The sequence below is a fragment of the Aurantimicrobium minutum genome, assembly GCF_029893825.1.
Taxonomy (GTDB): Bacteria; Actinomycetota; Actinomycetes; order Actinomycetales; family Microbacteriaceae; genus Aurantimicrobium; species Aurantimicrobium minutum_C.
Genome location: NZ_JARXXV010000001.1, coordinates 310,134 through 336,915, shown reverse-complemented (window position 1 = coordinate 336,915; position 26,782 = coordinate 310,134). Strand labels below are relative to the sequence as shown.

Genomic DNA, 26,782 nt, shown 5'->3' with positions numbered 1-26,782 from the left:
TTAGTCGTTTACGCGGCCCTGGTAGGAACCGTCACGGGTGTCTACCTTGACCTTGGTACCAATTTCCAGGAACAAAGGAACCTGAATCTCGAAGCCAGTCTCTACAGTTGCAGGCTTGTTACCACCGGTTGAACGATCACCCTGTAGGCCAGGCTCGGTGTAAGTGATCTCGAGTACAACGGATGCTGGAAGCTCTACGTAAAGTGGAGTTCCTTCGTGCAGAGCAATCTGAACATCCTGGTTTTCGAGCATGAAGTTCTTTGCGTCTCCAACAACAACCTCAGGAACAGAAAGCTGCTCGTAGTTGGTCTTGTCCATGAAGACGTATTCGTTACCGTCGTTGTAGAGGTACTGGAAATCACGACGATCAACGTTGGTGATGTCAATCTTGGTACCTGCGTTGTAGGTCTTGTCGACTACTTTGCCTGTCATCAGGTTCTTCATCTTGGTACGAACAAACGCACCACCCTTACCAGGCTTTACGTGCTGGAACTCAATAATGGTCCAGAGTGCACCATCGATGTTGAGGACGATGCCGTTCTTGATATCAGCGGTAGAAGCCATGAGTTTTCCTTTTTATGAATCAAAATGCCTCAGAGGCAAAACTGTGGGTGGTGACCCAACAGTCAAGTCTATGGGAGACGGTCGCAGTGAACTGACCGTTCTGGGTCTAACGGGTTAGCTGACTCAATGCGAGTCGGTAGGAGTCAAAGCCAAAACCTGCGATAACGCCCGTAGCAACAGCAGAAATTACGCTGTTGTGCCGGAATTCTTCACGAGAGTGTGGATTTGAGATGTGTACCTCAATGAGAGGAACACCGGCTTTGGTCACCATTGCTGCAGCATCGCGCAAAGCATATGAGTAGTGAGTGAATGCTGCAGGATTCAATATGACTGGAGTCTTTGTGTCAACAGCTTCGAACAACCACGACATGAGTTCAGGTTCAGAGTCGGTTTGTCGAACTTCAATCTCGAAACGTGGAGCATCTGATTTCAGCACTGTGGCAAGAGCCTCTAAATCTTGACTTCCATAAACATCAGGTTCGCGCGAACCAAGACGCCCGAGATTTGGGCCATTGAGTACGAGGATGCGTGCCATAACTTCAAGCCTAACGAAGATTAAGCACTGACCTCTTGGTAAGCGGTGAAGAGTATCGAGGTGTCCGGCACGTTCAAGATGGTTGGCTGACCAACATCACGCAAAACAACGAAACGCAGCATGGATCCTCGCGCTTTCTTATCGCGCTTCATAGTTGCCAGGAGGTGCTCCCACGCATCTGGATTGTATGTTGTGGGAAGAGTTAAGGACTCCAGTATTCGACGATGACGATCAACAACTTCATCAGGAAGGTTTTGAGTCATTCGGGACAGCTCCGCAGCGAAAACCATGCCAATACTGATGGCAGCGCCATGCCTCCAGGTGTAGCGCTCTGCGTGTTCAATTGCGTGACCGAAAGTGTGACCATAGTTCAAAATCTCGCGTTGACCTTGCTCCGTGAAATCTTCTGAGACCACACGTGCTTTGATACCTACCGAGAGTTCAATCAGTCGTTGAAATTCTTCAGTGGTTGGATCCGTTGCTTTATCGACATCAGCTTCAAGAATGTCGAGGATTTCTGGATCAGCGATGAAACCGCACTTGACGATTTCAGCAAAGCCCGCAAGTAACTCATTACGGGGAAGTTTTTCTAACACATCAAGATCGCACACCACGGCATGAGGTGCATAAAAAGAACCAACAAGATTCTTACCTTCAGCGGTGTTGATTCCAGTTTTGCCTCCTACCGAGGCATCCACCATTGCAAGCACCGTCGTCGGGATTTGAATCAGCTTGACACCACGAAGCCACGTAGCAGCAACAAATCCAGCAAGATCGGTAACAGCACCACCGCCGAGGCCAATAATGGCGTCAGAACGTGTGAAATCGGCCTGTCCGAGAACCTGCCAGCAAAAAGCAGCAACTTCAACCCGCTTAGCGTTTTCTGCGTCAGGAACCTCAGCGAGGAGCACTTCGCGCTCCCCCATGAGTTGTTCGCGTAATTTGTTGGCAATTGCTCCCATGGTCGGTGGGTGAATGATGAGCACCTTATTCACGGCAGGACCAAAGACTGGAGCAAAAAAAGGTTCAGGGTTAGCAAGCATTCCCCGGCCAATAGTGACGTTGTAGTCCCCGCCACCAGTGACGTGAATCTCGGTATTACTCATTTCACACACCTTGTCGTGGGTAGCCAGCAGAAATCCAGGAAACAACCTCTGACGCAATTCTGTCTAAATCTCCATCAGATGTATCAAAGGTAACCCAAGCAAGTTCCTGATAGATCGGCATGCGCTTCTGAACTAAATTCACCCATGCATCGATACCATCGCGCAATAAAGGCCGCTTAGGGTCAGTAATTCGCTCCGCCACAGCGTCTTGGGAAACAGTGAGCAGAACTACTGGAACATTCCTCAAATCAGCCTGAGTGGCGGGGTCCAGAACTGCTCCACCGCCCAAACTCACTACAGCTTGTTGTGAGAGCGCTTCTACAACTGCAGCTCGTTCGAGCTCACGGAAGGCAGTTTCGCCTTGAGTATCGAAAATCTCAGCAATGGGTCCATGTGCCGCCACAATCACCTTGTCGGTGTCTACGCGAGGAATTTCAAGCAAAGCAGACACTCTTTTGGCAATCTTCGATTTACCAGAGGCAGGAGCGCCAATGAAAACGGCTACAGGTGAGGCCACTGGTTACTTGCTTTGCACAGTGTGGACAGACTCAGGAATGTGAGCGAGGTAGTTTTCAAGGTTGCGTTTGGTTTCCCCAATACTGTCGCCACCGAATTTCTCGAGAACAGCATTGGCCAAAGTCAAAGCGACCATAGCTTCCGCTACAACACCAGCAGCAGGGACAGCACACACATCAGAGCGCTGGTGGTGTGCAGGGGCTGCTTCACCTGTTGAAGTATCTATGGTGCGCAGAGCGTGAGGAACTGTCGCAATGGGCTTCATCCCTGCACGAACACGAAGTACTGTTCCAGTGCTCATTCCACCCTCAATGCCACCAGCGCGATCTGTTTCACGCGCGATGCCCTCTTCTGTCGCGAAAAGCTCATCATGCGCTACAGAGCCGCGGCGACGAGTAGTTTCGAAGCCGTCACCAACCTCAACGCCCTTGATTGCTTGGATACCCATCAGAGCAGCAGCAAGCTGTGAATCTAAACGACGATCCCAGTGAACATGAGATCCGAGTCCTGGTGGCAGGCCGTATGCCAGAACTTCAACGACACCACCGATGGTGTCACCGTCTTTGTGGGTTTGTTCTACTTCGGCAAACATTAATTCACTGGTGGCTTGATCAAAGCAACGCAGCGGATCGGCGTCTAAAGCATCCACGTCAGATGGACGTGGCAAAGGTGTGCCTTCTGGGACACTGACAGGGCCAATTGCAATGGTGTGGCTTACCAAAGTAATGCCTAGTTCCTGAAGGAAAGATCGAGCGACAGCACCTAAAGCAACTCGTGCTGCAGTTTCACGCGCACTTGCACGTTCCAGAATGGGTCGCGACTCATCAAAGTCATATTTCTGCATACCAACTAGATCAGCGTGACCTGGACGTGGCCTTGTCAAAGCTGCTCCACGGCCAGATTCCAACACAGAAGGATCAACAGGTGCAGGGTTCATAACATCAACCCACTTAGGCCATTCGCTGTTGCCTACGCGAAGTGCGATGGGTCCACCCAAGCTCTTCCCGTGGCGAACACCACCTGAAATGTTGAGCTCGTCCTTTTCAAACTTCATGCGTGCACCGCGGCCATAGCCAAGGCGGCGACGTTGCAAGTCAAGCTGGATGTCTTCCGCAAGAACGGGAACACCTGCAGGCAAACCCTCAATCACGGCAATCAGTTCTGGTCCGTGCGATTCACCTGCGGTAAGCCATCTAAGCATGTATCAAGTTTGTCACAGTCCAGAGAGGTGATTTTGCACTCAGAGTGTTTCGAGGCCCACTGCATGAAACATAGCTACCTTGACATCAGTCTCGTTCTGGAGTTCATCACAGGGAGAACCGTTGACAAAAATACGGACTTGAATCAGTGCTTGGTGAGCAAGCATACGTAAACCGCTGACAACTTCTCCCCCTGCTTGCGACCATTGTGCACCGCGCTTGCTGGGCCAAGGGTTGTATGCCACATCAAGAAGAGTTGCTCGTGCTGTCCTGGGAAGTGGAGATAAAGAGAGTTCAACATCCCCAGGCAGTGTTGAGATAGCGACATCAACGGGCGACAAGGTCTCCATTGTTTCTAGCGGGTGCACGGATACATTCACTCCCACCTGTTGACCAACTTGCTCAAGAAAGAGGGCCTTTTCGGGTGTGCGCGCTATGACGGAGACATGTTCAGCACCCTTTTCGGCCGCGGCGACTACAGCGGAAGAAGCTGTTGCACCCCCACCAATGACTGCAACATGACTAGCTTTCACAACTCCCGCGTCAGTGAAGGAATTCACAATCCCGGCAACATCTGTGTTGTAGCCAGTAACGGAACGTCCACCATCAACACCATGTTCAAAACGAAGAGTGTTTACAGAATGAGTTCGTTCAGCGATCAGGTCGATTGAATCCGATAGCTCAAGTGCAGAAACCTTGTGAGGCATCGTCACAGAGAGTCCGCGTAACGAACTGTCTGTTGAATTGATGAAATCTGAAAGCTGACCGGGTTGAACATCAACTGCCACATATTTCCAGTTAAGCCCAAGGCAGTTATACGCCGCTGAATGAAGTGCAGGTGAAAGCGAATGAGCAATGGGATGCCCCACCACTGCAAGAGTCTGAATAGAGCTCATAATGGGTTAGCCAACTGCTTCAGGGTGGGCATCAAGCCATGCGTAATATTGCTCTACCGCTGCTTCATGCTCCGTTGCAGTTTCACTAAAGACCGTTTCGCCCGTGGTGAGGTTCACGGTTACAAAGAACAACCAAGGACCCTCAGTTGGGTGATAGGCCGCATCAATGGCTTCCGCACCTGGGTTAGAAATTGGACCTATAGGTAGCCCTGGAAGGATACGCGTGTTGTAGAGGTTGGTCTTGTCATCCAAGGCTGCTTGCGTAATAAGCAAGCAATCCTTACCGGTCAATCCTGCACCGTAACAGGTGGTCACATCAGAACCAAGATTCATTCCTTGATCTAGGCGGTTGTGAAATACCCGCGAGATTTTGTACATGTCATCAGGATTTGGTCCACTCTCACGTTGAATTACTGATGCAAGACGAATGACATCCCAACGCTGGTCTTGTGGAACACCAGCTGCGTCAAGAGCAGCAAGAGACTCATCAACAAGTCGCTGAATAACTTCTGTTGCACTTACTCCAGGAGAGAAAGTGTAGGTGGCAGGGAAAAGGAATCCCTCTAGGGTTGTCGCTTCCGCAGGAACTCCATATTGAGCAGGATTTGCAGCAGCTGCTTGAAGGTCAGCCAAAGGTATGGACAGGCCTTCAGCGAGGATTTTGAGAACGTTCTTTTCAGTTGTTCCTTCAGGAATGGTTGCCGAAAGTTCCACACGGTTTGCTGGGTCTAGCAAAGCCGCTAGAGCGGCCTTTGCTGACATTTCTAACTTCAAACGATAAACACCAGGAGTGAAGACAGGTTCTGGCTTGGTTTCGAGAAGCAATTGATAAAACGAATCAAAGCTCTTCGTTACTCCTGCCTCCACCAGGTTGTTCGCAATCTGATCGCCAATTTCACCTTCATTAATTTTGAAATTGACCTCACCATGCCCTGAACCTGAGTAGTCGTTAGCGTTACCGCCTATGACGCCAGTAAAAAAGAGACCACCAAGCACGGCGCCGATGAGCACGACTACGCCAATGATCGAGCCAATGACCACTGCAGACTTTTTACTACTTTTTCTGCGACGCTTTCCGGGCACTGTGGAACCAGAGGACGCTTGAGGTGCCGAGTTGCTTGAAAGCGGAGAGTAGTTTTCGTCTGACATCACAGCCTGTTTCGTGGAGGGACTGATTTTCAGCCTATCGAGACAACCTAAGACTGAGCTGGAAACTCGCTGATGTCTTTCCCCGGAAGGTTGCCACTAGAGCGCTCAGAATCCAGCGCATGTTGCAAAATCATTACTGCAGCTACCTGATCGATGACCGATCGAGTTTGTTTTTCCTTCTTCCCAGAAGCACGTAAGGCTGAGTGAGCAGAAACAGTTGTCAAACGTTCATCTACAAGTCGCACGGGGACATCTACTGCCCCGGCAATTTCACGTGCGACAAATAGGGCATCTTCAGTTGAAGCGGTTGATTTACCGCTGAGGGATAGGGGTAAGCCAACCACTACCTCCAGAGCTTCGAGTTCATGCACGATCTGAACAATCTGTTCGACTGCATTTCCTGAGGTTCGATCAACAGTTTCTACTGGCGTAGCCATGAGCCCGTCGCGATCACTCCGTGCAATCCCGATGCGTACTGTGCCGACGTCGATCCCAACGCGAACGCCTGAACGCATTAGAGGCTTCGCAACTCCGAGGCAATTGCAGCAATTGCAGCATCCAGGGCGTCAGCATTAGTGCCTCCACCTTGAGCCATGTCGTCACGACCGCCACCGCCACCGCCGAGAACTCCGGCGGCAACCTTAGCCAGCGCACCGGCCTTGGCACCGTCGTGTCGTGAGCCTTCAGTAGTTGCAACAATGACCGCAGGCTTTCCATCAATGACGGCGCCAAGAGCAATAACTGTGTTCGTTGACTGAACTTTTTCGCGTACACCGGTGACGAGGTTACGCAGATCATCGACCGAAGCAACACCAGCGACTGACTCAATGATTGCTGTGACTTTACCTGCAGGTGAAGCTTTCGAAACCAGAGCAGGAATCTGTTCACGAACTGCAGCAGCTTCAAATTCGGCAATCTTGCGTTCCGCAGCTTTGAGGTTTGCCATAAGGTCCGCCACACGAGAGGTGACCTGCTCACGGGGGGCCTTCAAAGAAGAGCTGAGTTCATGCACAATTGCTCGTTCTGCAGCTAGTGATTTGAATGCGTCTGCACCAACCAGCGCTTCAACACGACGGTTGGATGAACCAACAGAAGACTCACTGACCAAATTGATCAAACCAACTTGCGAAGAGTGAGTTACGTGAGTACCAGCACACAATTCTCGGGACCAGGGGCCACCGATATCAACCATGCGGACGGTCTCACCATACTTTTCGCCAAAGAGTGCCATCGCACCCATCTTCTTGGCATCGTCAAGGGCCATTTCACGGGTGACCACGTCGTAATCAGCGAGAATTGCATTGTTTGCAATCTCTTCGATTTCTGTGCGGGTATCGACAGAAAGTGCCTCGTTCCAGGAGAAGTCGAAACGCATGTAGCCCGCCTTGTTGAGCGAACCAGCCTGGTGTGCAGTTTCTCCTAGAACTTCACGAAGTGCTGCGTGAACGAGGTGAGTTGCTGAGTGTGCAGCGGCAGCAGCAGCGCGATAGTTTTTGTCAACAACTGTCGTCGCAGCTGCACCGGCGTTTACCTGACCACTGCGCACTTCAACGGTGTGGCTGACCAAGCCCTTGACGGGCTTTTGAACGTCAAGTACTTCCAAATCAAAACCGTCGCCAATAATCGAACCTGCATCAGAAACCTGACCACCAGATTCTGCATAGAGTGACGTGGCGCCAACGATGACTTCAACCACGTCACCAGCGGAAGCAGATTGAACGGGCAGACCATCCTTCAACAGGCCGAGAATGCTTGTTTCGGTTTCGAGGTCGGTGTAACCAGTGAATACTGTTTCACCCTGAGCACGAAGGTCTGTGTAGATAGATAGATCAGCAAGGATTGATTTCTTTGCCTTCGCGTCTGCTTTGGCACGGGTGCGCTGATCGAGCATGAGAGCATCAAAAGCTGCTCGATCTACTGACAGTCCTGCTTCTTCGGCCATCTCAAGAGTGAGATCAATGGGGAAACCGAAGGTGTCATGTAACAAGAACGCGGTATCCCCCGCCAACGCTGATGAACCAGACTTCTTGGTTTCTGAGACAGCTGTGTCAAGAATGGTGGTTCCTGAGGCAAGGGTCTTGAGGAAAGTCTCTTCTTCGCCATAGGCAATCTGTGAAATACGTGCATATTCAGATTCGACATCTGGATACGCAGCCTTCATTGCATCTCGTGAGGCAGTAAAAAGCTCGGGGAAAGTTGCAGAATCAACTCCAAGCAACCGCATTGCACGAACTGAACGACGTAACAAACGGCGCAGGATGTATCCACGACCTTCGTTAGAGGCTTGCACACCGTCTGCCATCAACATGAGAGCAGAACGCACGTGGTCGGCTACGACGCGTAGTCGAACATCGTTTTCGTGGTTTGCGCCGTAGGTAACACCTGCAAGCTCTGCAGCGCGGTCAAGCACAGGGCGAACCTGATCTATTTCATACAGGTTTTCAACACCTTGCTTGAGGAAAGCAACACGTTCAAGACCCATACCTGTGTCGATGTTCTTATTGGGAAGCTCACCCAAAATTTCGAACTCGGTTTTGCTTGTTCCCTCGCCACGCAGATACTGCATAAACACAAGGTTCCAAATTTCGATGTAGCGATCTTCGTCTGCTACCGGACCACCCTCAATACCATAGGCAGGTCCACGGTCGAAATAGATCTCGGAACAGGGGCCTGCAGGGCCAGGTTGTCCTGTAGACCAGTAGTTGTCTTCCTTGCCACGGCGTTGAATACGCTCGTCAGGAAGCCCAGCGGTCTTTTTCCAGAAACCAATTGCTTCGTCGTCGTCTTCATAGACGGTGACCCAGAGGTCCTTTTCCTGGAAACCGAGGCCACCTTCTGATTGAGAAGTAGTCAGTAGCTCCCAGGCATATTCAATGGCCTGTTCTTTGAAGTAATCACCAAACGAGAAGTTACCGTTCATCTGGAAGAAAGTTCCGTGGCGGGTAGTTTTACCTACCTCTTCAATATCTAGTGTTCGGATGCACTTCTGAACGCTCGTTGCACGAGGGTATGGAGGTGGAACAACACCTGAGAGGTAGGGAATAAAAGGAACCATACCTGCGACGGTGAACAGCAAGGTGGGGTCATCACTAACGAGTGAAGCCGAAGGAACAACGGTGTGTCCACGCGCAGCAAAGAAGTCAAGCCAACGTTGGCGAATTTCAGCAGTCTGCATGATTAGTTCTTACGAGCTGAACGCAGCTCTGCCTCACGCTCTTTGTAGCCTTCAACCAGTGCATCGGTGAAATCACGAGTCTTCGCGTCCAAGTTGGCGAAAAAGGCCTGGCCCTGTTCTGTCTGGTTAACTTTGTGCGCAACAAAGAAGCCGGCAACTACGCCAACAATTAGCCAAAAAAGCTGCTTCATGATTTCTCCAGATGAACGGTGCAATAGCGAAACACCAGTCTACGGGAGGAGCACCCGAGCGTTAAAACAGGAAGGGTGCAGATCCGAAGATCCACACCCTTTCAGAGCTAATAATTTAGCGAGCTGCGTAGTACTCAACAACGAGCTGAACGTCACAGGTGACGGGAACTTCAGAACGCTTTGGACGACGTACCAGAGTTGCGTGGAGCTTGTCCAACTCAACATCGAGGTAAGCAGGCACGGGAGGAAGAACCTCTGCGTGTCCACCAGCAGCAGCTACCTGCAGGGGCTCAAGAACCTCAGAGCGTGGCTTGACGTGGATGAGCTGTCCAGGCTTTACGCGGAAAGATGGACGGTCAACCAGCTGGCCATCAACGAGGATGTGACGGTGCACAACCAGCTGACGAGCCTGAGCGGTGGTGCGAGCAAAACCTGCACGCAATACGAGGGCGTCAAGACGCATCTCGAGGAGCTCAACCAGGTTCTCACCGGTAAGACCCTGGGTCTTACGGGCTTCCTGGAAAACATTGCGCAGTTGAGCTTCGCGGATACCGTACTGTGCGCGAAGACGCTGCTTTTCACGCAGACGAACTGCGTAGTCAGAGTCTGCCTTGCGCTTGGTGCGGCCGTGCTCACCTGGAGCGTAGGGACGCTTTTCCAGGTACTTTGCTGCCTTAGGAGTCAGAGCGATGCCGAGGGCACGCGAAAGACGGGTCTTGCTACGGGTACGTGACTTAGTAGACACAATTTCCTTTTCGATTGAACAAACAAAATGAACACGCTCATAGAGAGCGAAAATCGAGGGGTTTGTCACGGTGCCCGGCTACAGGGCGATCCAGTTCTTTCGTTTCTGTGATGCAGCCGCGCTTCACAGTCGAAATAGACTCTAAAACCTTACCACTATCCGGCGAGGTACTATCGACGCTTCTTGGTGATTGCTCTGAGTTTCTCTAACCGAGCATGAATTTCTCGTTCAGCACCGTGATCTGTTGGTGAGTAATACTCAACCTGTTTGAGAGTGTCCGGTAAATATTGCTGCTCCACCACGCCGAGCGGATTGTCATGGGGATAGTCATATCCCTTGCCGTGACCAAGTTTCTTTGCCCCGGCATAATGAGCATCACGAAGGTGTTTCGGAACTGATCCCGATTTTCCGGCCTGAACATCTGCCAATGCCTGATTGATTGCTAGGTAAGCGGCATTAGATTTTGGGGCAGTAGCCAGGTAAATGGTCGCTTCCGAAAGTGGAATTCGCCCTTCAGGCATACCAATCATCGCCACAGCATCCGCTGCAGCGGTAGCAATGCCCAGAGCTTGCGGGTCTGCAAGACCGATATCTTCTGAGGCAGAAATGATCAAACGCCGCGCAATGAAGCGTGGGTCCTCCCCCGCAGCAATCATTCGAGCCAGATAGTGCACAGCCGCATCGGGGTCAGATCCGCGGATTGATTTGATGAAAGCACTGATGACGTCATAATGCTCATCACCGTTACGGTCGTAACGAAGAAGTGCAGAATCAACCGCTGCTGAGACGTGTTCAGCAGTGATTGCAATGACTCCAGTCTTCTTTTTTGAGGTCTGCTGAGCGATGGCGGCGGCGGCTTCTAGTGAGGTGAGCACACGACGAGCATCACCAGAAGCAAAGTTGATGATTGCAGACCGAGCATCGGCATCAGCATTGAATTTCTTTGCCAACCCAAAAGGTTCATCGAGGGCACGCTGAATAAGTCCATCCAGAGCTTCGTTGGAAAGTGGCTCCAGTCGAAGTAGGAGTGACCGTGAAAGTAATGGAGTGACAACACTGAAGGATGGATTTTCGGTGGTGGCAGCAATGAGGGTAACCCAACCGTTTTCAACTCCGGGAAGAAGTGCATCCTGCTGAGCTTTACTAAAACGATGGATCTCATCAAGGAATAAGAGAGTTCGCACGCCATAGAGATCGCGCTGTGACTGAGCTTCTTCCATCACGGTGCGCACATCTTTGACACCTGCCGTCACGGCAGAAAGTTCCACACAGCGCCGATCAGATGAGGTGGCGATGGCATGTGCCAAAGAGGTTTTGCCCGTGCCTGGAGGACCCCAGAGAATGACAGATACTGAGCTCTGTGAGCCAGGGGTAGCTAAGACCTGCAACGGCGATCCAGTTTTGAGGAGCTGTTCTTGTCCAGCTACTTCCTCGAGGCTTCGTGGACGCATGCGGACAGCAAGTGGTGCGGTCTGTCCACCGAGTGTCGATTCACCATGAGCCATTGCTTTAGATTAGCGTTGCTTGCTATGGCAAAGACGAACGACAACCGCGTAACCAAAGAAGACCGCGACAGGATTAAGTCCTATTCAGACCGCAAGGCGGCATACGAGCGTGCTCAAAAAGCGAAGAAGGTACGCAACCGCCTGATTGTGGGTTCTATTTCAGGTGTATTTATCCTTGCACTCGGTATTGGCGTTTATTCGGCCGTCGTGTCAATGACCTCCCCCGCAACCTCCTCATCAGCTACGCCAACTCCATCAGCTTCACAAGGAACTGCTCCCGATGCTGCCTTGAGCGAAAACCGCACGTGGGAAGGTTCGATGAGTGTGGCTGGAGTTCCCGTCACCTTTGAACTCGATGGCGCAGCCGCTCCACAGGCTGTAGCAAGCAGCATCTCACTCATTGGTTCAGGTTTCTATGAAGGAATTTCCTGCCACCGCCTCACCACGCAAGGAATCTATGTCTTGCAATGCGGCGACCCCAACGGTGACGGTTCCGGCGGACCCGGATACTCATATGGCCCAGTAGAGAACGCCCCTGCAGACAATGTTTACCCTGCTGGGACAATCGCAATGGCCCGTCAAGGTGGCAACGCTAACTCGATGGGAAGCCAATTCTTTATTGTTTATGAAGACAGCACTATTCCTAGTGACGCTGCAGGTGGATATACCGTGATAGGCCACATCACCAGTGGACTTCCTGAACTCATCTCACAAGTAACCAGCCAGGGAACTTCAGACGGTTCTGGGGATGGGGCACCTAAGATTCCCGTCACCCTCACCGGAGTAACCATCAAGTAACAGTCTCCACAAAAGGAACCGGTGCTCTAGGCTTGAGGCTGGTTGTTCCTTATCCCTATGAGGTGGATTGTTATGTCTGAAAAGACAACGGCGCGTGTCAACGAAGCCGGCCATGTATATGTCGTCGAAGCTGACGGTGAACGTCTGATTGGCCAGTATGCCGATGTGACTCCAGAAGAAGCACTTGCTTTCTTCGAACGAAAGTTCAACGACACCAATTCAGCACTCGTGCTGCTCGAACAGCGCGCAAAGCGTGGAGCACCTGCTTCAGAAATATCTGACAGCGCCAAAAAGATTGCTGAGCAGATCGAAGCTCGCAATGGCATCGGAAACTATGCAGCACTTTCTGAGCGTCTTGAAAAGCTGCTCGGTTCACTCAGTGAACTCTCCGAAGCAGAGAAAGAGAAGAACGCTGCCGCAGTAGAAGCGGCTCGTCAGGCACGTGTTGCAATTGTTGAACAGATCGAAGCGCTCGCCGCTACCGATCCAGCAAAGATTCAATGGAAGACAACTACGGCAAAAGTTGATGAACTCTTCGCCCAGTGGCAGGCAGCACAAAAGGGTGGTCCTCGGCTTTCAAAGACTGAGTCGAATGAGTTGTGGAAGCGTTTCCGAGATGCACGCCAAAAGCTTGACCAGCACCGCCGTGCATTCTTTGCTGACCTCGATTCAAAGAACAAGGGCGCAAAGAATGCCAAGGAAGAGCTGATCGCCAAGGCTGAAGCCCTTCAGGCTCAGGGAGCAAATGGTGTAGCCGCCTATCGTGCTCTCCTAGATCAGTGGAAGCTCGCCCCACGTGCGGGAAAGAAAATTGACGATGCGCTCTGGGCTCGCTTCAAGGCTGCTGGAGATGCGCTCTATGCTGCGAAGAAAGAGCAAGACGAAGCAGAGGACGCTTCATTTGCCGGCAACCTCGAGGTAAAGCTTGCAATCCTGGTGGAAGCTGAAGCACTCCTCGACGCTACTGACCGGGTAGAAGCCAGAGCAAAGCTCAACGCACTTCAGAAGAAGTGGGACGCAGCAGGCAAGGTTCCTCGCGCACAACTCAAGTCGACTGAAGAGCGTATGCGCAAGGTCGAACAAGCAGTTCGCAAGCTTGAAGATAACCACTGGAACGCATCTAACCCTGAGAAGCTTGCACGATCTGAGGGTCTTGCAGGTCAAATCGAAGAAAAGATTGAGAAGCTCGAAGCAGAGTTGCACATTGCTCAAGCAGCAAAGGACAAAGCGGCTGTTTCTGAACTCGAAGCAGCTATCAAAACCCAAAAAGAATGGCTTGCTGTTCTGAAGTAGGTTTTCCACATTTGTGAAAATTCAGCAATGAAATTGTGGCCCATCTTGCACACTGTGCGAATGGGCCACTTTCTTTCCCTCAACACATTCACTCTTGCTGAGCTCTCAGCTCTGCGCTTGAACGGCGACATCTCGCCTGCCCACGAAATGTGGGAAGAATCTGACGATTGGCGAACACGTTCTTGGAAAGTACTCTCTCGAGAACTGCACCCGCTCGTGCTCACAGGACTTTCAGCAGCGTGGGCTCATGGCGTCATTACTGAACCATCAGGGCACACTGCCTCAACAATCACTGTCCACCGCATACGAGCCCCAAAACATCTTTCACTCAAAATTGAGCAACGTAATCTCTTGGACACTGAAATGTTGATCAATGGTCATACCGGTGTTACCAGACCGTTGAGAACAATCACAGACCTTTTGCGCTCACAGCAGCACAGTTCAACAGATGTCACAACAGCAGTTGTTGCACTCATGAACAACTATGGCATCACTTACGAATCAATACGATCGAATCTCAATTCGATGCCGTTCTACCCTTACGTAAGGCAGGCACTTCACAGGCTAGAAGATCTCAGGAATTAGCCTTCTGAGACGCGATACACGTCATACACAGCATCAATGCGTCTTACAGCGTTAAGTACTCGATCGAGGTGGGTCACTTCGCTCATCTCAAATACGAAGCGACTGAGAGCTAAACGATCCTGCGTTGTACTGACCGTGGCAGAAAGAATGTTGACGTGATGTTCCGAAAGAACACGGGTCACGTCTGAAAGAAGTCCAGAACGGTCCAACGCCTCAATTTGTATCTGCACCAAGAAGACGCTCTTAGACGATGGGGACCATTCCACCTCAATCATGCGTTCTGGTTCAGAAAGCATGTTAGCCACGTTGTGGCAACTGGTTTGGTGCACTGAGACACCCTGTCCACGAGTGACGAAACCAGAAATGGCATCTCCAGGAACTGGAGTGCAACACTTGGCAAGTTTCACCAGAATGTCTGGAGCACCACGAACGAGCACACCAGAATCACTGTGTAAGAGGGGCTTTGAGGGCCCCCGAGTAGGCAGAACAAATTCGGCGTCTTCAGTGTCTCCATCTTCACGAATGCTCGCAAGGATCTTTTCAATCACAGATTGCGTTGAAACATGACCTTCACCAACTGCTGCATAGAGCATGGAGACATCTTCATAACGAAGGTTGCTTGCTACCTCTGCCAATGAATCTTGAGTCATCAGCTTTTGCAGGGGAAGGTTTTGCTTACGCATTGCTCGAGCAATAGCGTCTTTACCTTGCTCAATTGCCTCATCACGGCGTTCTTTAGTGAACCACTGCTTGATTTTGTTTCGAGTGCGGGTGCTTTGAACAAAGCTCAACCAGTCCTGACTAGGACCAGCATCTGGGTTTTTTGAAGTGAGGACCTCAATCACATCGCCGCTAGAAAGCTTGCTTTCGAGTGGGACGAGACGTCCGTTGACTTTTGCCCCCATCGTTCGGTGACCGATTTCGGTGTGCACCGCATAGGCGAAGTCAATTGGGGTAGCACCCGCGGGAAGACCGATAACACGACCCTTTGGCGTAAATACATAAACTTCTTTGGCACCGATTTCAAAGCGTAAGGAGTCAAGGAACTCCCCCGGATCTTCAGTTTCTGCCTGCCAGTCAGAAATATGTGCAAGCCAAGCCATATCTGTGTCCTGAACGGAGAGGCTATCGCTCTTGCCTGAATTCATTCGGTCTTTATACATCCAGTGAGCTGCAACACCGAACTCAGCTCGCTGATGCATTTCTGGAGTACGAATCTGAATTTCAACGGGACGTCCAGAAGGACCCATCACTGTCGTATGAAGTGACTGATAGAGATTGAATTTTGGTGTGGCAATGTAGTCCTTGAAGCGCCCAGGAATAGGGTTCCACCTAGCGTGGATTGAACCGAGTATGCCGTAGCAGTCACGAACGCTGTTGACGATGACACGAATTCCGACAAGATCATAGATTTCATCGAATTCACGACCGCGCAAAACCATCTTTTGATAGATGGAGTAATACTGCTTTGGTCGACCTTTCACCTCACCACGTATACGTGCAGCTTTGAGGTCGTTTTCAATATCTTGGATCACAGAAGTAACGAAGGACTCACGCTGTGGGGTTCGTTGAGCAACAAGATTTTCAATTTCTTGGTAAATCTTGGGGTGCAACACGGCGAAGGATAAATCCTCCAGCTCCCACTTAAGCGTTTGAATACCGAGACGGTGTGCCAGTGGGGTATAAATCTCGAGAGTCTCACGCGCTTTTCTCTGGGCAGACTCCACAGGCATAAAACCCCAGGTGCGAGCATTGTGAAGCCGGTCAGCAAGCTTGATAACCAAAACGCGAATGTCTTTAGACATGGCGACAATCATTTTGCGAACGGTTTCTGCTTGCGCACTATCCCCGTATTTGACCTTGTCGAGTTTGGTCACACCATCTACGAGCATTGCCACTTCTGCACCAAATTGTGCCTGGCATTCTTCCAAGGTGTATTCAGTATCTTCAACTGTGTCATGCAGCAAAGCTGCAATAACAGTCTTGGGTCCGATACCGAGCTCTGCCAAAATCTGTGCAACAGCAATCGGGTGCGTAATATATGGCTCGCCTGAGCGGCGCTTTTGACCTTCGTGTGCCTTGCGCGCAACTTCGTGAGCAAGTTCCAATTGCACAAGGTCGGCACGAGGATGGTGCTGGCGTACAGTCTTGACGAGCTTGTCGAAACCATCAGCTGGTTGCGCACGGCTAAAGATACGTGGCACAAGGCGACGTAGTGACGTCGTTCCCGTCGTATCAACCATGTCGCCTCCTTGAGGTTTCCATTATGACGGGCTCAGCTGAATTTAAGCAGAGACTGGCTCAGCAGCAGCATCTGCCCTGCCCTGTGAAGCCAAAATCTTCTTGTCGCTCTTCTTGATTTCTGGCTCATTCTGACGAATCTGAGCGTAGAGAGGAGTTGCAAGGAAGATGGTGGAGTAGGTGCCAACCATGATGCCGATCAACAGTGCAAGAGAAATGTCACGCAGAGTTCCAGCACCCAGTACGAAAGCACCAATAAACAGAATCGAGGCAACAGGCAAAGCCGCAACGACAGAGGTATTGATGGAACGAACTAGAGTCTGGTTGACAGCCAGGTTGACCTGTTGTGAGAAGGTCAGTCCCGCTTCTCGTGAAGAACCTCGTGTGTTTTCGCGAATCTTGTCGAAGACAACAACGGTGTCATAAAGCGAATAACCCAGGATTGTCAGAAGACCAATTACTGCACCTGGCGTAACTTCGAAACCAGTGATTCCGTAAATGCCTGCAGTAATGATCAAGTCGTGGAGCAAAGCAATGATTGCAACCAAGGACATCTTCCAGGTTCGGAAGTAAATTGCCATCACAAGTGCAGCAAGCACAAGGAATACCAACAAACCACGTATTGCCTGGGAAGTAATGTCCTGACCCCAGCTAGCACCAATAAATGAGCTTGTAACGTTCTCTACGGGGACGGAATACCCCGTCGCCAGAGCGTTTCTGATTTCACGGGTCTGAGCATCAGTGAGTTGTTCGGTCTGAACACGAACACTGCTATCACCCAGTCTAGAAACTTTGGGAACGGTGTTGGGGTCAACAGAAATTACTGCATCACTGGCAATGGTTTGCGAGGTGTCAGAAACGTTGGAAACGACAAACTCACTACCACCTGTGAATTCAATTCCGAAGTTGAAACCACCACGCAGGATGGGGCCGACGATACTGACCAGAATCAATACCGCAGAGATGGTGTACCAAAGCTTGCGACGACCAACAATGTTGAGTGAACGCGCACCGGTGTAAAGATCATTACCGAACTGAGAAAAACTAGCCATTAGTCTTCTCCCTTCTCACCGGAGGAGAGTTGAGCCTTACGCTCAGCAATCGTTTGACGCTTGAGAGCTTCCTTAGAAGACTTGGCCAATTTGCCTGACGTTACAGTTGGAGCCGGCGCAAACTGTGCACGGCCACGATACGCAGCACCAAGAGCTTGTGGGTCAAGACCTGAGAACTTGTGTCCACTTGCAAAGAAGTTTGTCTGTGCAATCAATTGCAACAGTGGGTGTGTGAAGAGCGAGACGACAAAGAGGTCGACAACGGTAGTCAAACCTAGAGTTAGCGCGAAGCCTCGCACGTTACCGACAGCAAGGATGAACAGCACACCTGCGGCAAGGAAGTTGACGGTGTCACTTGCAATGATGGTTCGGATGGCACGCTTCCAACCCGCATCTACAGCAGATTCGAGCCCACGACCATCTCGAAGTTCGTCACGAATACGTTCAAAGTAAACGATGAAGGAGTCAGCGGTAATACCAATCGCCACAATCAAACCAGCAACACCGGCTAGGGACAGGCGGTAGCCTTCACGCCACGACAGAATCGTCACTACGAGGTAGGTCAACACTGCAGCAACGACGAGCGAAGCAACTGTAACTAAACCAAGCATGCGATATTGGAAGAGCGAGTAGAGAACAACCAGCAACAAACCGATGGCACCGGCAAGCAGACCACTCATCAACTGGGTGGAACCCAATGTCGCGGAGATAGTGTCTGATGACTGAACCTGGAAGCCAATGGGCAATGCACCGTACTTCAGCTGATCAGCAAGAGTCTTGGCACTGGCCTGGGTAAAGCCACCGGTAATCTGCGCATTTCCATTAGTAATTGCCGCATTCGTTGAAGGAGCTGTGAGCACCTTGCCGTCAAGAACAATGGCGAACTGGTTTTGAGAACCAGTCAGACCGTTCAGACGAGTAGTTACGTCACCAAATGCTTTGGTTCCCTTGCCGTTAAAGGCAAGGTCAACTGCCCACTGTCCAGTAGTAGCACCAGTGGATGTGGTGACCATTCCTGCAGTTGCGTTAGAAATATCTGAACCGGAAACCTCAACAGGACCCAAGAGATACTTCACAGTATTCGTGAAGTCACAGGTGATCAGAGGAAGATCTTCAGGAGCAGTATTTGCGGCCTGGGCATTCTCAGAAGCACAATCAAACTGTTCATACTGTGCCTGGAGCGCAGGAGTGATCCAGTTGAGGTCACTTCCGTTTGACGGAGCCACTGCGGGAACCGTAGACAAGTTAGGGTCAACAGTTCCTTGAGGAACTGGGGTTGCAGTTCCATCAGCACCGACTGCAGTCGACGTAGGAGCACCGGCAACCAGCACTGCACGAAAGTCAAGCTTGGCAGATGCTTCAATACGGGCCAGTGTTGCATCATCTGGAGTACCAGGGATGGACACAACAATGTTGTTGTTTCCCTGTGTATTAATTTCAGCTTCCGAGACACCGGCAGCGTCAATACGCTGACGAATAATCGAAACAGCTTGAGTCATCTGCTCAGCAGTGACAGTCTGACCGCTCTCTAACTGGGGAGAGAGAACAATCTGCGTACCACCCTCAAGGTCAAGAGCGAGTTTGGGAAGCCAGGAACCCCCACCCCAGAGCACACCAGCAGCATTGATGCCGAACAGGCCTGCAACGAGGACGAGGAGCCAGGTCAGAGAGCGCAGAGCTTTGCGCGATGACTGAGAACGTGCCATTACTTCGAGTTTTTAGGCTTACGCTCACCGAACTGAGGGTCGATTTCTAGCGCACCAGATTCAGCTTCAGGGTTGAGAGCAAGGTTTGTGAGGTCAGCACCGATAGCTTCACCAGCGGAGGGAGCAACTGCTGCAGACTCAACGACACGGGCAATCGCCTGACGGTGAAGTTTGAGTGTGTTCTTTGGTGAGGTCTCAAGAACAACAATGTTCTCTGCATCATCAATGGACTTGATGGTTCCATACACACCAAAAGTGGTCATGACATGTGCACCAACCACTACCTGGTTCTGAAGCTCAAGAGCTGCCTTCTTACGCTTTTGCCCATTACGGAACATGAAGAAGACCAGAACAGCCAATACGGCCATCATGAAGAGTGTCATTGGATCCACGAGAAGTCCTTAGTTAATGGGTGAAATGGTGAATAATCACCGCTAATTGAGTATAGGTCACGAAAGCGAGAGGTCATTTGCCGGTGGCGTGAGTCCGAGGTGTTCCCAGCCTGCAGGTGTTGCCACACGGCCTCGTGGTGTTCGAACAATGAGTCCTTCACGAATAAGGAATGGTTCAACAACTGCCTCAATCGTTTCGGCGTCTTCACCAATTGAGACCGCAAGGGAAGAAACACCAACTGGTCCCCCAGCAAAACGATTGATGAGAACCTCAAGAACAGACCGGTCAAGTCGATCTAGACCGCGTGGGTCTACGTCATAGAGCGCAAGCGCGTTGTTGACTGCCTCGAGTGCACCCTCGCGTGGATGAACTGTCATGTAGTCGCGAACACGGCGTAGCAATCGGTTCGCAATTCGAGGTGTTCCTCTACTTCGTCCAGCTATCTCAGCCAAAGCGGGTTGGGGAATCTCTAGCCCTAAAAGTGCAGATGAACGGGTCAACACATTGAGAAGTTCATTTGTTTCATAAAACTCAAGGTGCCCGGTGAAGCCGAAACGATCACGGAGAGGGTTGGCAAGCAGACCTGTACGAGTGGTTGCTCCCACCAACGTGAATGGTGGCAGCTCGAGTGGAATGCTCGAGGCGCCCACTCCCTTGCCCACCATGATGTCGATGCGGAAGTCTTCCATAGCCAAATAGAGCATTTCTTCGGCAGAACGTGCCATCCGGTGAATTTCATCAATGAAGAGAACTTCCCCTGGCACGAGCGAAGAAAGAAGTGCTGCAAGATCACCCGCGTGAGAAATTGCAGGACCGCTAGACATTCTCAATGCACGTCCGGTCTCATGCGCCACAATCATTGCCAGAGTTGTCTTTCCCAACCCAGGAGGCCCTGCAAGAAGGATGTGGTCTGGTGTGCGGCTATCTAGTTCTGCAGCTCTGAGAAGTAAATCCAGCTGTCCCACGACGCGACGTTGTCCGACGAATTCACTCAACGAGGCAGGACGCAATGCCCCTTCAAAGTCGAGTTCTGCAGCATCCAACGGCTCAGAAGACATCACACTTTCCTCGGACATCAACTATTCCTTGCCAGAGACACTAAGGCTTCTTTCAAAATCGAGGCAGTTGTTGCGGCGGGGCTTGAGGAATCGAGTGAATCAACTGCCTCTCGTGCAACCTTCTCGTTCCATCCCAATCCAACAAGGGCTTGGACGACACTGAGCGAAATAGGTGACACCGTCTGCGCAGCATGAGAGATGGTTTCTGAATCCGCCAAAGCAGTGAGCTTGCCTGCAAGTTGAACAATGATTAACTTTGCTGTCTTGGGGCCTACCCCAGAAACTTTCTTGAAAGCGCTGTCATCTTCGTTGACAACTGCAGTCAATATTTCGGCAGGTGACATCTCTGCCAATACCGCCAAAGCAGAACGGGGACCTACACCCGAGACGGAGAGGAGTTGTTCAAAAAGTTCGAGGCTTTCAGGATTTTCAAAACCAAAGAGCGTGAGTGAATCCTCGCGAACAATCAGAGAAGTTAAAAAAGTGTGTTCTGCACCAATAGTCACGCTGAATTTGTGAGCCGGGGTGACATTAACCGCATATCCAACACCGTTGACATCAACGATGCATGTATTTTCGCGAACCGCCAAAACGGTTCCACGGAGGGAGGCAATCACCAGCCCAGCTTAAGCGTTGTTAGCCACGTTTCTTGGCCTGACGCTCCGCATCTCTCCAACGCTTCTGGGCAGGGGTCAAGGTGCCCTGGGGCGCAGTGCCAGCTCCCCCGCGCCACGCATTACAGATAGCTAAAGCAAGTGCGTCAGTTGCATCAGGGAGCAATTTCCCGTCAGGAAGAGTGAGAAGCCTGCCCACCATGGTGGCGACTTGAACCTTATTCGCTCGACCAGTACCGGTAACCGAGGCCTTCACTTCGCTAGGGGTGTGCAGATCCACCGGAATACCTCGCTGTGCAGCTTCAACAAAAGCAATAGCACTTGCTTGGGCAGTACCCATGACTGTGCGGAGGTTGTGTTGCGCGAAAACTCTTTCAACGGCAATCCGCTTTGGCTGGAATTCTTCAATAAGCGCAGCCAGTTCATTCTGCAATTGCAATAAACGAGCAGGTAACTCGAGATCTTTATCTGTTTTGAGAACAGTGACCGAGACTAAGGAAACTTTTCGATCCGCAGAGGCGTCAATAATTCCGACACCACAACGGGTGAGTCCCGGATCGACTCCGAGAATACGCAAGTTAGTCCTGCTCGAGCTCAGCGAGCACGGACTCGCTCAAGTCAAAGTTGCTGAAAACGTTTTGAACATCGTCAGAGTCTTCAAGTGCATCGATGAGCTTGAACACCTTACGAGCAGTGTCTGCATCGACTTCAACCTCGAGGTTCGGCACAAATTCTGCGTCTGCAGAGTCGTAGTCAATTCCTGCGGCCTGAAGTGCTTCACGAACCTTCACAAGATCCTGTGGTTCAGAAATTACTTCAAAAGATCCGTTGTGAGATTCAACATCTTCAGCACCTGCGTCCAGTACGGCAGCAAGAATGGAGTCTTCATTAATTCCGTCTTGTGCAGAGACTCGAATAACGCCCTTGCGTGTGAAGTTATATGCGACAGAACCTGGGTCGGCCATGTTGCCACCATTACGGCTCATTGCAGTGCGGACTTCAGCTGCAGCACGGTTCTTGTTATCGGTCAAACATTCGATCAACAGAGCAACACCATTGGGGCCATAGCCTTCATACATGATGGTGGTGTACTCAACAGAGTCTCCGGTGAGACCTGCACCGCGCTTAATGGCGCGATCAATGTTGTCGTTGGGGACACTTGTCTTTTTAGCTTTCTGAACCGCATCCACCAAAGTGGGGTTTCCAGAAAGGTCAGCACCGCCGAGCTTGGCAGCAACTTCAATATTTTTAATCAGCTTGGCAAACGACTTTGCACGACGAGCGTCAATGACGGCTTTCTTGTGCTTTGTAGTTGCCCATTTGGAGTGTCCAGACATGCCTTAGATACTAGCTTTCTTCTCGGCTACAGATTGGGCTACGCGCCCAAGGAAGTATTCATGAACTCGGGTATCGCCGTTAACTTCAGGGTGGAAAGAAATTCCGAGCAAATACCCTTGCTCAACTGCCACGATGCGACCATCGGCCAATTGGGAAATAACTCTGACACCTTCACCCACCCGTTCGACAATCGGTGCACGAATAAAGGTAGCTGGAACAGGCTCTGAAGTGACTCCAGGCATGTCCAGGTCAACCTCGAAAGAATCGATCTGGGTGCCAAAAGCGTTGCGACGAACATCGACATGTAATCCACCGAGTGATTCTTGTTCTGCGATTGCATCAACGATGTGGTCTGCCATCATGATCAGTCCCGCACAGGTGCCAAACACCGGCAAACCAGACGCAATTGCCTCACGCAAAGGTTTCTGCATTCCGAACAAACGAACCAGTTTGTCCATCACACTAGATTCCCCGCCGGGAATAACCAGTGCATCAACAGTAGCCAGTTCGTCTGGGCGACGAACTTTGACGACCTGAGCCCCTAGTTCTTCAAGAACAAGGATGTGTTCACGAACATCACCTTGAAAGGCGAGAACGCCAATACGGAGGTGGTGAAAGTTACCAGCCACGATCTGCGAGGCGGTGTGGTGCAGGAATGTCAGCAACGTTGATACCGACCATTGCTTCACCAAGACCGCGCGAAGTTTCAACGATGACCTTGGGGTCGTCGTAGAAAGCAGCTGCCTTCACGATGGCCTTTGCGCGAGCGGCAGGGTCACCTGACTTGAAGATTCCAGAGCCTACGAAAACACCATCAGCACCAAGCTGAAGCATCATTGCTGCGTCAGCAGGGGTTGCGACGCCACCGGCAGTGAACATGGGCACAGGAAGCTTGCCTGCTGCAGCTACCTCAACAACGAGGTCGTAGGGAGCCTGAAGTTCCTTTGCGGCAACGTAGAGTTCATCCTTAGCCATCGAAGACAACCAGCGCAGTTCAGAGTTGATCTTGCGGATGTGCTTAGTTGCTTCAGAAACGTCACCAGTTCCAGCTTCACCCTTGGAGCGAATCATGGCAGCACCTTCGTTGATACGGCGAAGAGCTTCACCCAAGTTCGTTGCACCACACACGAAGGGAACATCAAAGGCCCACTTGTCAATGTGGTTGACGTAATCTGCTGGGCTGAGAACTTCGGACTCATCAATGAAGTCAACCTTCAGCTCAGCAAGAACCTGTGCTTCGACAAAGTGACCAATACGTGCCTTTGCCATCACAGGAATCTTTACTGCTGCCTGAATTCCTTCGATCAGGTCGGGGTCACTCATTCGTGCAACACCACCCTGTGCACGAATGTCAGCAGGAACACGCTCGAGAGCCATCACAGCAATCGCACCTGCGTCTTCAGCAATGCGTGCCTGCTCGGCGTTTACGACGTCCATGATGACACCACCCTTAAGCTGCTCAGCGAGTCCGCGCTTGACGCGGTTGCTGCCAGTGAGTGGAGCGTTGTTCTTTTCAGTCATGTTGTATCAACTTCTCTGTGTATTAGGTGAGATGAAAAAGTTTAGTTTGATTCCAGCCAAGCTTGCGCAACAGCTGCCCTCACATCACCCAGCAAAGCAGTCACAGCTTTGCTTTTGGCAATGATGGGGAAGAAATTGGAGTCTGTAGCCCATCTTGGTACTACATGCTGGTGAAGGTGATCTGCTATGCCGGCACCTGCAACTCGACCTTGATTCATGCCGATGTTGTAACCGTCATTGCGAGAAACCTTCTTAAGCACTCGCATTGCTTCCTGAGTAAGACTAGCTATTTCTGCTGTCTCTTCAACAGTTGCCTCGTCATACATTGCAACATGTCTGTAGGGGCAGACAAGTAAATGTCCACTGTTGTAGGGATACAGATTCAGGAGAACAAAGGCATGAGTCCCCCGGTGAACAATGAGTGCATCTTCATCAGACATTTCCGGTGCTAGGCAAAACGGGCAGTCTGCCTCTGGAGGTTGTTGACCGTTTTCGATGTAAGCCAAGCGGTGTGGAGTCCACAATCGTTGAAATTCATCAGGCACAGCTGCGTAGCTTGAAGCAGAGCGGAGATCTACTCCCTCGAATTCACCTTCGCCATAGTGGTTCATAGGTCCTCTGAACTCAGAATCTGTCGGTGGTCCTTCACTGCGGTTATGAGAAGAGAAACTGCCTCTGCAACCGGAATTCCGTTGCGCTGACTTCCATCCCGGAATCGGAAGCTGACCGCACCGTTAGCTCGGTCTTCTTCACCAGCGATGATTTGAACAGGAACCTTCTGTGCCGCTGCATTACGGATCTTCTTCTGCATGCGGTCATCGCTTGCGTCCAGCTGAACACGGAGACCTTCTGCTGTGAGCAGGTCAAGAACACCAGAGAGGTATTCCTCATACTCTTCAGCAACCGCAATACCAATGGCTTGAATTGGCGCCAACCACATGGGGAAAGCACCCGCATAGTGCTCAGTCAGAACACCAAAGAATCGTTCGATAGAACCAAAGAGTGCACGGTGAATCATCACCGGACGGTGACGGTTTCCATCTGATCCGGTGTATTCAAGATCGAAACGTTCAGGCAGGTTGAAGTCCAGCTGAATCGTTGACATCTGCCACGTGCGACCAATAGCGTCACGAGCTTGGACAGAAATCTTTGGTCCGTAGAAGGCAGCACCACCTGGGTCAGGCACGAGCGTCAGGCCGGAATCCTCCGCCACTTGTCGCAAGGTCTCTGTTGCTTCATCCCAGATTGCATCATCACCGACATACTTCTTGGGATCCTTCGTAGAAAGCTCAAGGTAGAAGTCATCGAGACCGTAATCACGCAGCAGTGAGAGCACGAAGTTGAGCACCTTGGTGAGCTCTTCCTTCATGTTTTCACGTGTAGTGAAGATGTGCGCATCGTCCTGAGTCATACCGCGAACACGTGTGAGACCGTGCACAACACCAGATTTCTCGTAACGGTATACCGAACCGAATTCAAACAAGCGAAGCGGAAGTTCGCGGTAGCTCTTTGAACGTGATTTGAAAATCAGAATGTGGAAAGGGCAGTTCATCGGCTTGAGGTAGTAATCAACACCCTGGCGCGTGACTTCACCAGCCTCGTTGCGAATCTCATCCAATTTCATGGGTGGGAACATGCCATCGGCATACCAATCCAAGTGACCACTGGTTTCAAACAGGTTCGACTTGGTGATGTGGGGCGAGTACACAAACTCGTATCCACCCTCTTCGTGGCGACGACGCGAGTAGTCCTCCATGGTGCGACGTATCACACCACCTTTGGGGTGGAATACGGGAAGACCGGATCCAATTTCGTCAGGGAAGCTAAACAGATCAAGTTCACTGCCCAGTCGACGGTGATCGCGCTTAGCAGCTTCTTCAAGACGTTCCTGGTATGCCCTCAGGTCTGCTTTCGATGGCCACGCAGTGCCATAAATACGCTGCAACTGAGGATTGTTTTCTGAACCACGCCAGTACGCTGCGGCTAGACGCGTCAGGGCAAAACCTTCACCAATCATGCGAGTGTTGGGGATGTGAGGGCCTCTACAGAGGTCCTTCCACACGGTCTCCCCCGTAGCTGGATCCACGTTGTCGTAGATTGTCAGTTCCGAGCCACCAACTTCAACGCTTTCATTGTCGTCTCCAGTGTTACCACCCTTGAGTCCAATGAGTTCAAGCTTGTAGGGCTCAGAGGCAAGTTCCGCACGAGCTTCTTCCTCTGTCACGACACGTCGCATAAACCGCTGACCGGCACGAACAATTCTCGACATTGCCTTCTCGAGAGCTTTCATGTCTTCAGGCGTGAACGCCTGCTCAACATCGAAGTCGTAATAAAAACCATCGGTGACGGGTGGGCCGATGCCCAGCTTTGCTTCAGGGTTCACATTCTGTACGGCCTGAGCAAGCACGTGTGCAGCAGAGTGACGCAAAATGTTCAGTCCATCTGCAGAGTCAATAGTGACTGGTTCAACCACGTCACCTGCAGAAAGCAGGTGTGCCAGGTCTCGCAATTCACCATTGACGCGCATGGCGACAATGCTGCGATCTGTAAACAACGCAAACCCGTCGCTTGAAGCTTGAACGGTTAGTGCACCGGGAACATC

27 protein-coding genes are annotated in these 26,782 nt (G+C 51.2%); 3 read left to right on the top strand and 24 right to left on the bottom strand.

Annotation, left to right across the window (positions count from 1 at the left end):
- From efp to M2120_RS01535, 12 genes are all read right to left on the bottom strand, one after another.
- Window positions 1-564: an elongation factor P gene (gene efp, locus M2120_RS01590; RefSeq protein ID WP_280796978.1), complete on the bottom strand. Its 564-nt coding sequence runs from the start codon at window positions 562-564 to the stop codon at window positions 1-3.
- A 106-nt stretch (window positions 565-670) separates the two neighbouring features.
- The gene (locus M2120_RS01585; protein ID WP_280796977.1) at window positions 671-1,099 is read right to left on the bottom strand and encodes a type II 3-dehydroquinate dehydratase; all 429 of its coding nucleotides are present in this window, start codon (window positions 1,097-1,099) and stop codon (window positions 671-673) included.
- Between the two features lie 20 nt (window positions 1,100-1,119).
- Entirely contained in the window at window positions 1,120-2,205 is a 1,086-nt protein-coding gene (gene aroB / locus M2120_RS01580) for a 3-dehydroquinate synthase (protein ID WP_280796976.1), read from the bottom strand.
- 1 nt (window position 2,206) lies between these two features.
- A complete protein-coding gene (locus M2120_RS01575; RefSeq protein WP_280796975.1) occupies window positions 2,207-2,722 on the bottom strand; it encodes a shikimate kinase in 516 nt (171 codons plus the stop codon).
- A 3-nt stretch (window positions 2,723-2,725) separates the two neighbouring features.
- Window positions 2,726-3,922, bottom strand: a complete 1,197-nt coding sequence (gene aroC / locus M2120_RS01570; RefSeq protein WP_280796974.1) for a chorismate synthase — start codon at window positions 3,920-3,922, stop codon at window positions 2,726-2,728.
- Window positions 3,923-3,961: 39 nt separating this feature from the next.
- On the bottom strand, window positions 3,962-4,816 hold the full coding sequence (locus M2120_RS01565; protein ID WP_280796973.1) for a shikimate dehydrogenase family protein: 855 nt from the start codon (window positions 4,814-4,816) through the stop codon (window positions 3,962-3,964).
- 6 nt (window positions 4,817-4,822) lie between these two features.
- Window positions 4,823-5,965, bottom strand: a complete 1,143-nt coding sequence (gene mltG / locus M2120_RS01560; RefSeq protein WP_280796972.1) for an endolytic transglycosylase MltG — start codon at window positions 5,963-5,965, stop codon at window positions 4,823-4,825.
- A 47-nt stretch (window positions 5,966-6,012) separates the two neighbouring features.
- Window positions 6,013-6,480, bottom strand: a complete 468-nt coding sequence (ruvX, locus tag M2120_RS01555; protein ID WP_280796971.1) for a Holliday junction resolvase RuvX — start codon at window positions 6,478-6,480, stop codon at window positions 6,013-6,015.
- Complete coding sequence (gene alaS, locus M2120_RS01550; RefSeq protein WP_280796970.1) at window positions 6,480-9,140, bottom strand: alanine--tRNA ligase; 2,661 nt, start codon at window positions 9,138-9,140, stop codon at window positions 6,480-6,482. Before alaS ends, ruvX begins: the two co-directional genes overlap by 1 nt.
- Window positions 9,141-9,142: 2 nt before the next feature.
- The gene (locus M2120_RS01545) at window positions 9,143-9,331 is read right to left on the bottom strand and encodes a hypothetical protein (protein ID WP_280796969.1); all 189 of its coding nucleotides are present in this window, start codon (window positions 9,329-9,331) and stop codon (window positions 9,143-9,145) included.
- 115 nt (window positions 9,332-9,446) lie between these two features.
- On the bottom strand, window positions 9,447-10,076 hold the full coding sequence (gene rpsD / locus M2120_RS01540; RefSeq protein WP_114129027.1) for a 30S ribosomal protein S4: 630 nt from the start codon (window positions 10,074-10,076) through the stop codon (window positions 9,447-9,449).
- 170 nt (window positions 10,077-10,246) lie between these two features.
- Window positions 10,247-11,581: a replication-associated recombination protein A gene (locus tag M2120_RS01535; RefSeq protein ID WP_280796968.1), complete on the bottom strand. Its 1,335-nt coding sequence runs from the start codon at window positions 11,579-11,581 to the stop codon at window positions 10,247-10,249.
- Window positions 11,582-11,605: 24 nt separating this feature from the next.
- Between M2120_RS01535 and M2120_RS01530 the strand changes: the two genes are divergently transcribed.
- The 3 genes from M2120_RS01530 to M2120_RS01520 all read left to right on the top strand — a co-directional run bounded on the left by M2120_RS01530 (window position 11,606) and on the right by M2120_RS01520 (window position 14,257).
- Window positions 11,606-12,379, top strand: coding sequence for a peptidylprolyl isomerase (locus M2120_RS01530; RefSeq protein ID WP_280796967.1), 774 nt, complete (start codon window positions 11,606-11,608; stop codon window positions 12,377-12,379).
- A gap of 72 nt (window positions 12,380-12,451) precedes the next feature.
- The gene (locus M2120_RS01525) at window positions 12,452-13,672 is read left to right on the top strand and encodes a DUF349 domain-containing protein (protein ID WP_280796966.1); all 1,221 of its coding nucleotides are present in this window, start codon (window positions 12,452-12,454) and stop codon (window positions 13,670-13,672) included.
- A 60-nt stretch (window positions 13,673-13,732) separates the two neighbouring features.
- Window positions 13,733-14,257 (top strand): hypothetical protein, encoded by a 525-nt coding sequence (locus tag M2120_RS01520; protein ID WP_280796965.1) that lies wholly within the window; start codon window positions 13,733-13,735, stop codon window positions 14,255-14,257.
- On the opposite strand, the gene M2120_RS01515 is transcribed toward M2120_RS01520, so the two are convergent.
- The 12 genes from M2120_RS01515 to thrS form a co-directional block, all read right to left on the bottom strand.
- Window positions 14,254-16,500, bottom strand: a complete 2,247-nt coding sequence (locus M2120_RS01515; protein ID WP_280796964.1) for a RelA/SpoT family protein — start codon at window positions 16,498-16,500, stop codon at window positions 14,254-14,256. The two genes, M2120_RS01520 and M2120_RS01515, sit on opposite strands and share 4 nt — an antisense overlap.
- A 42-nt stretch (window positions 16,501-16,542) precedes the next feature.
- Window positions 16,543-17,550, bottom strand: coding sequence for a protein translocase subunit SecF (gene secF, locus M2120_RS01510; RefSeq protein WP_280796963.1), 1,008 nt, complete (start codon window positions 17,548-17,550; stop codon window positions 16,543-16,545).
- Window positions 17,550-19,256 (bottom strand): protein translocase subunit SecD, encoded by a 1,707-nt coding sequence (gene secD, locus M2120_RS01505; protein ID WP_280796962.1) that lies wholly within the window; start codon window positions 19,254-19,256, stop codon window positions 17,550-17,552. Before secD ends, secF begins: the two co-directional genes overlap by 1 nt.
- Complete coding sequence (yajC, locus tag M2120_RS01500) at window positions 19,256-19,639, bottom strand: preprotein translocase subunit YajC (protein WP_280798140.1); 384 nt, start codon at window positions 19,637-19,639, stop codon at window positions 19,256-19,258. Before yajC ends, secD begins: the two co-directional genes overlap by 1 nt.
- A 66-nt stretch (window positions 19,640-19,705) precedes the next feature.
- The gene (gene ruvB / locus M2120_RS01495; protein WP_280796961.1) at window positions 19,706-20,725 is read right to left on the bottom strand and encodes a Holliday junction branch migration DNA helicase RuvB; all 1,020 of its coding nucleotides are present in this window, start codon (window positions 20,723-20,725) and stop codon (window positions 19,706-19,708) included.
- A complete protein-coding gene (gene ruvA / locus M2120_RS01490; protein ID WP_280796960.1) occupies window positions 20,725-21,324 on the bottom strand; it encodes a Holliday junction branch migration protein RuvA in 600 nt (199 codons plus the stop codon). The genes ruvB and ruvA overlap by 1 nt, the downstream gene beginning before the upstream one ends.
- 19 nt (window positions 21,325-21,343) lie before the next feature.
- Window positions 21,344-21,898, bottom strand: a complete 555-nt coding sequence (gene ruvC / locus M2120_RS01485; protein ID WP_280796959.1) for a crossover junction endodeoxyribonuclease RuvC — start codon at window positions 21,896-21,898, stop codon at window positions 21,344-21,346.
- A gap of 1 nt (window position 21,899) precedes the next feature.
- A complete protein-coding gene (locus M2120_RS01480) occupies window positions 21,900-22,658 on the bottom strand; it encodes a YebC/PmpR family DNA-binding transcriptional regulator (protein ID WP_280796958.1) in 759 nt (252 codons plus the stop codon).
- A gap of 3 nt (window positions 22,659-22,661) precedes the next feature.
- Window positions 22,662-23,288: a pyridoxal 5'-phosphate synthase glutaminase subunit PdxT gene (pdxT, locus tag M2120_RS01475; RefSeq protein WP_280796957.1), complete on the bottom strand. Its 627-nt coding sequence runs from the start codon at window positions 23,286-23,288 to the stop codon at window positions 22,662-22,664.
- Window positions 23,278-24,180 carry a pyridoxal 5'-phosphate synthase lyase subunit PdxS gene (gene pdxS, locus M2120_RS01470; protein WP_280796956.1) on the bottom strand — a complete coding sequence of 301 codons (903 nt, stop codon included), beginning with the start codon at window positions 24,178-24,180 and terminating at the stop codon, window positions 23,278-23,280. Before pdxS ends, pdxT begins: the two co-directional genes overlap by 11 nt.
- Before the next feature lie 41 nt (window positions 24,181-24,221).
- The gene (locus tag M2120_RS01465; RefSeq protein WP_280796955.1) at window positions 24,222-24,791 is read right to left on the bottom strand and encodes an HIT family protein; all 570 of its coding nucleotides are present in this window, start codon (window positions 24,789-24,791) and stop codon (window positions 24,222-24,224) included.
- A complete protein-coding gene (gene thrS / locus M2120_RS01460; protein ID WP_280798139.1) occupies window positions 24,788-26,707 on the bottom strand; it encodes a threonine--tRNA ligase in 1,920 nt (639 codons plus the stop codon). Before thrS ends, M2120_RS01465 begins: the two co-directional genes overlap by 4 nt.
- Window positions 26,708-26,782: the final 75 nt, after the last annotated feature.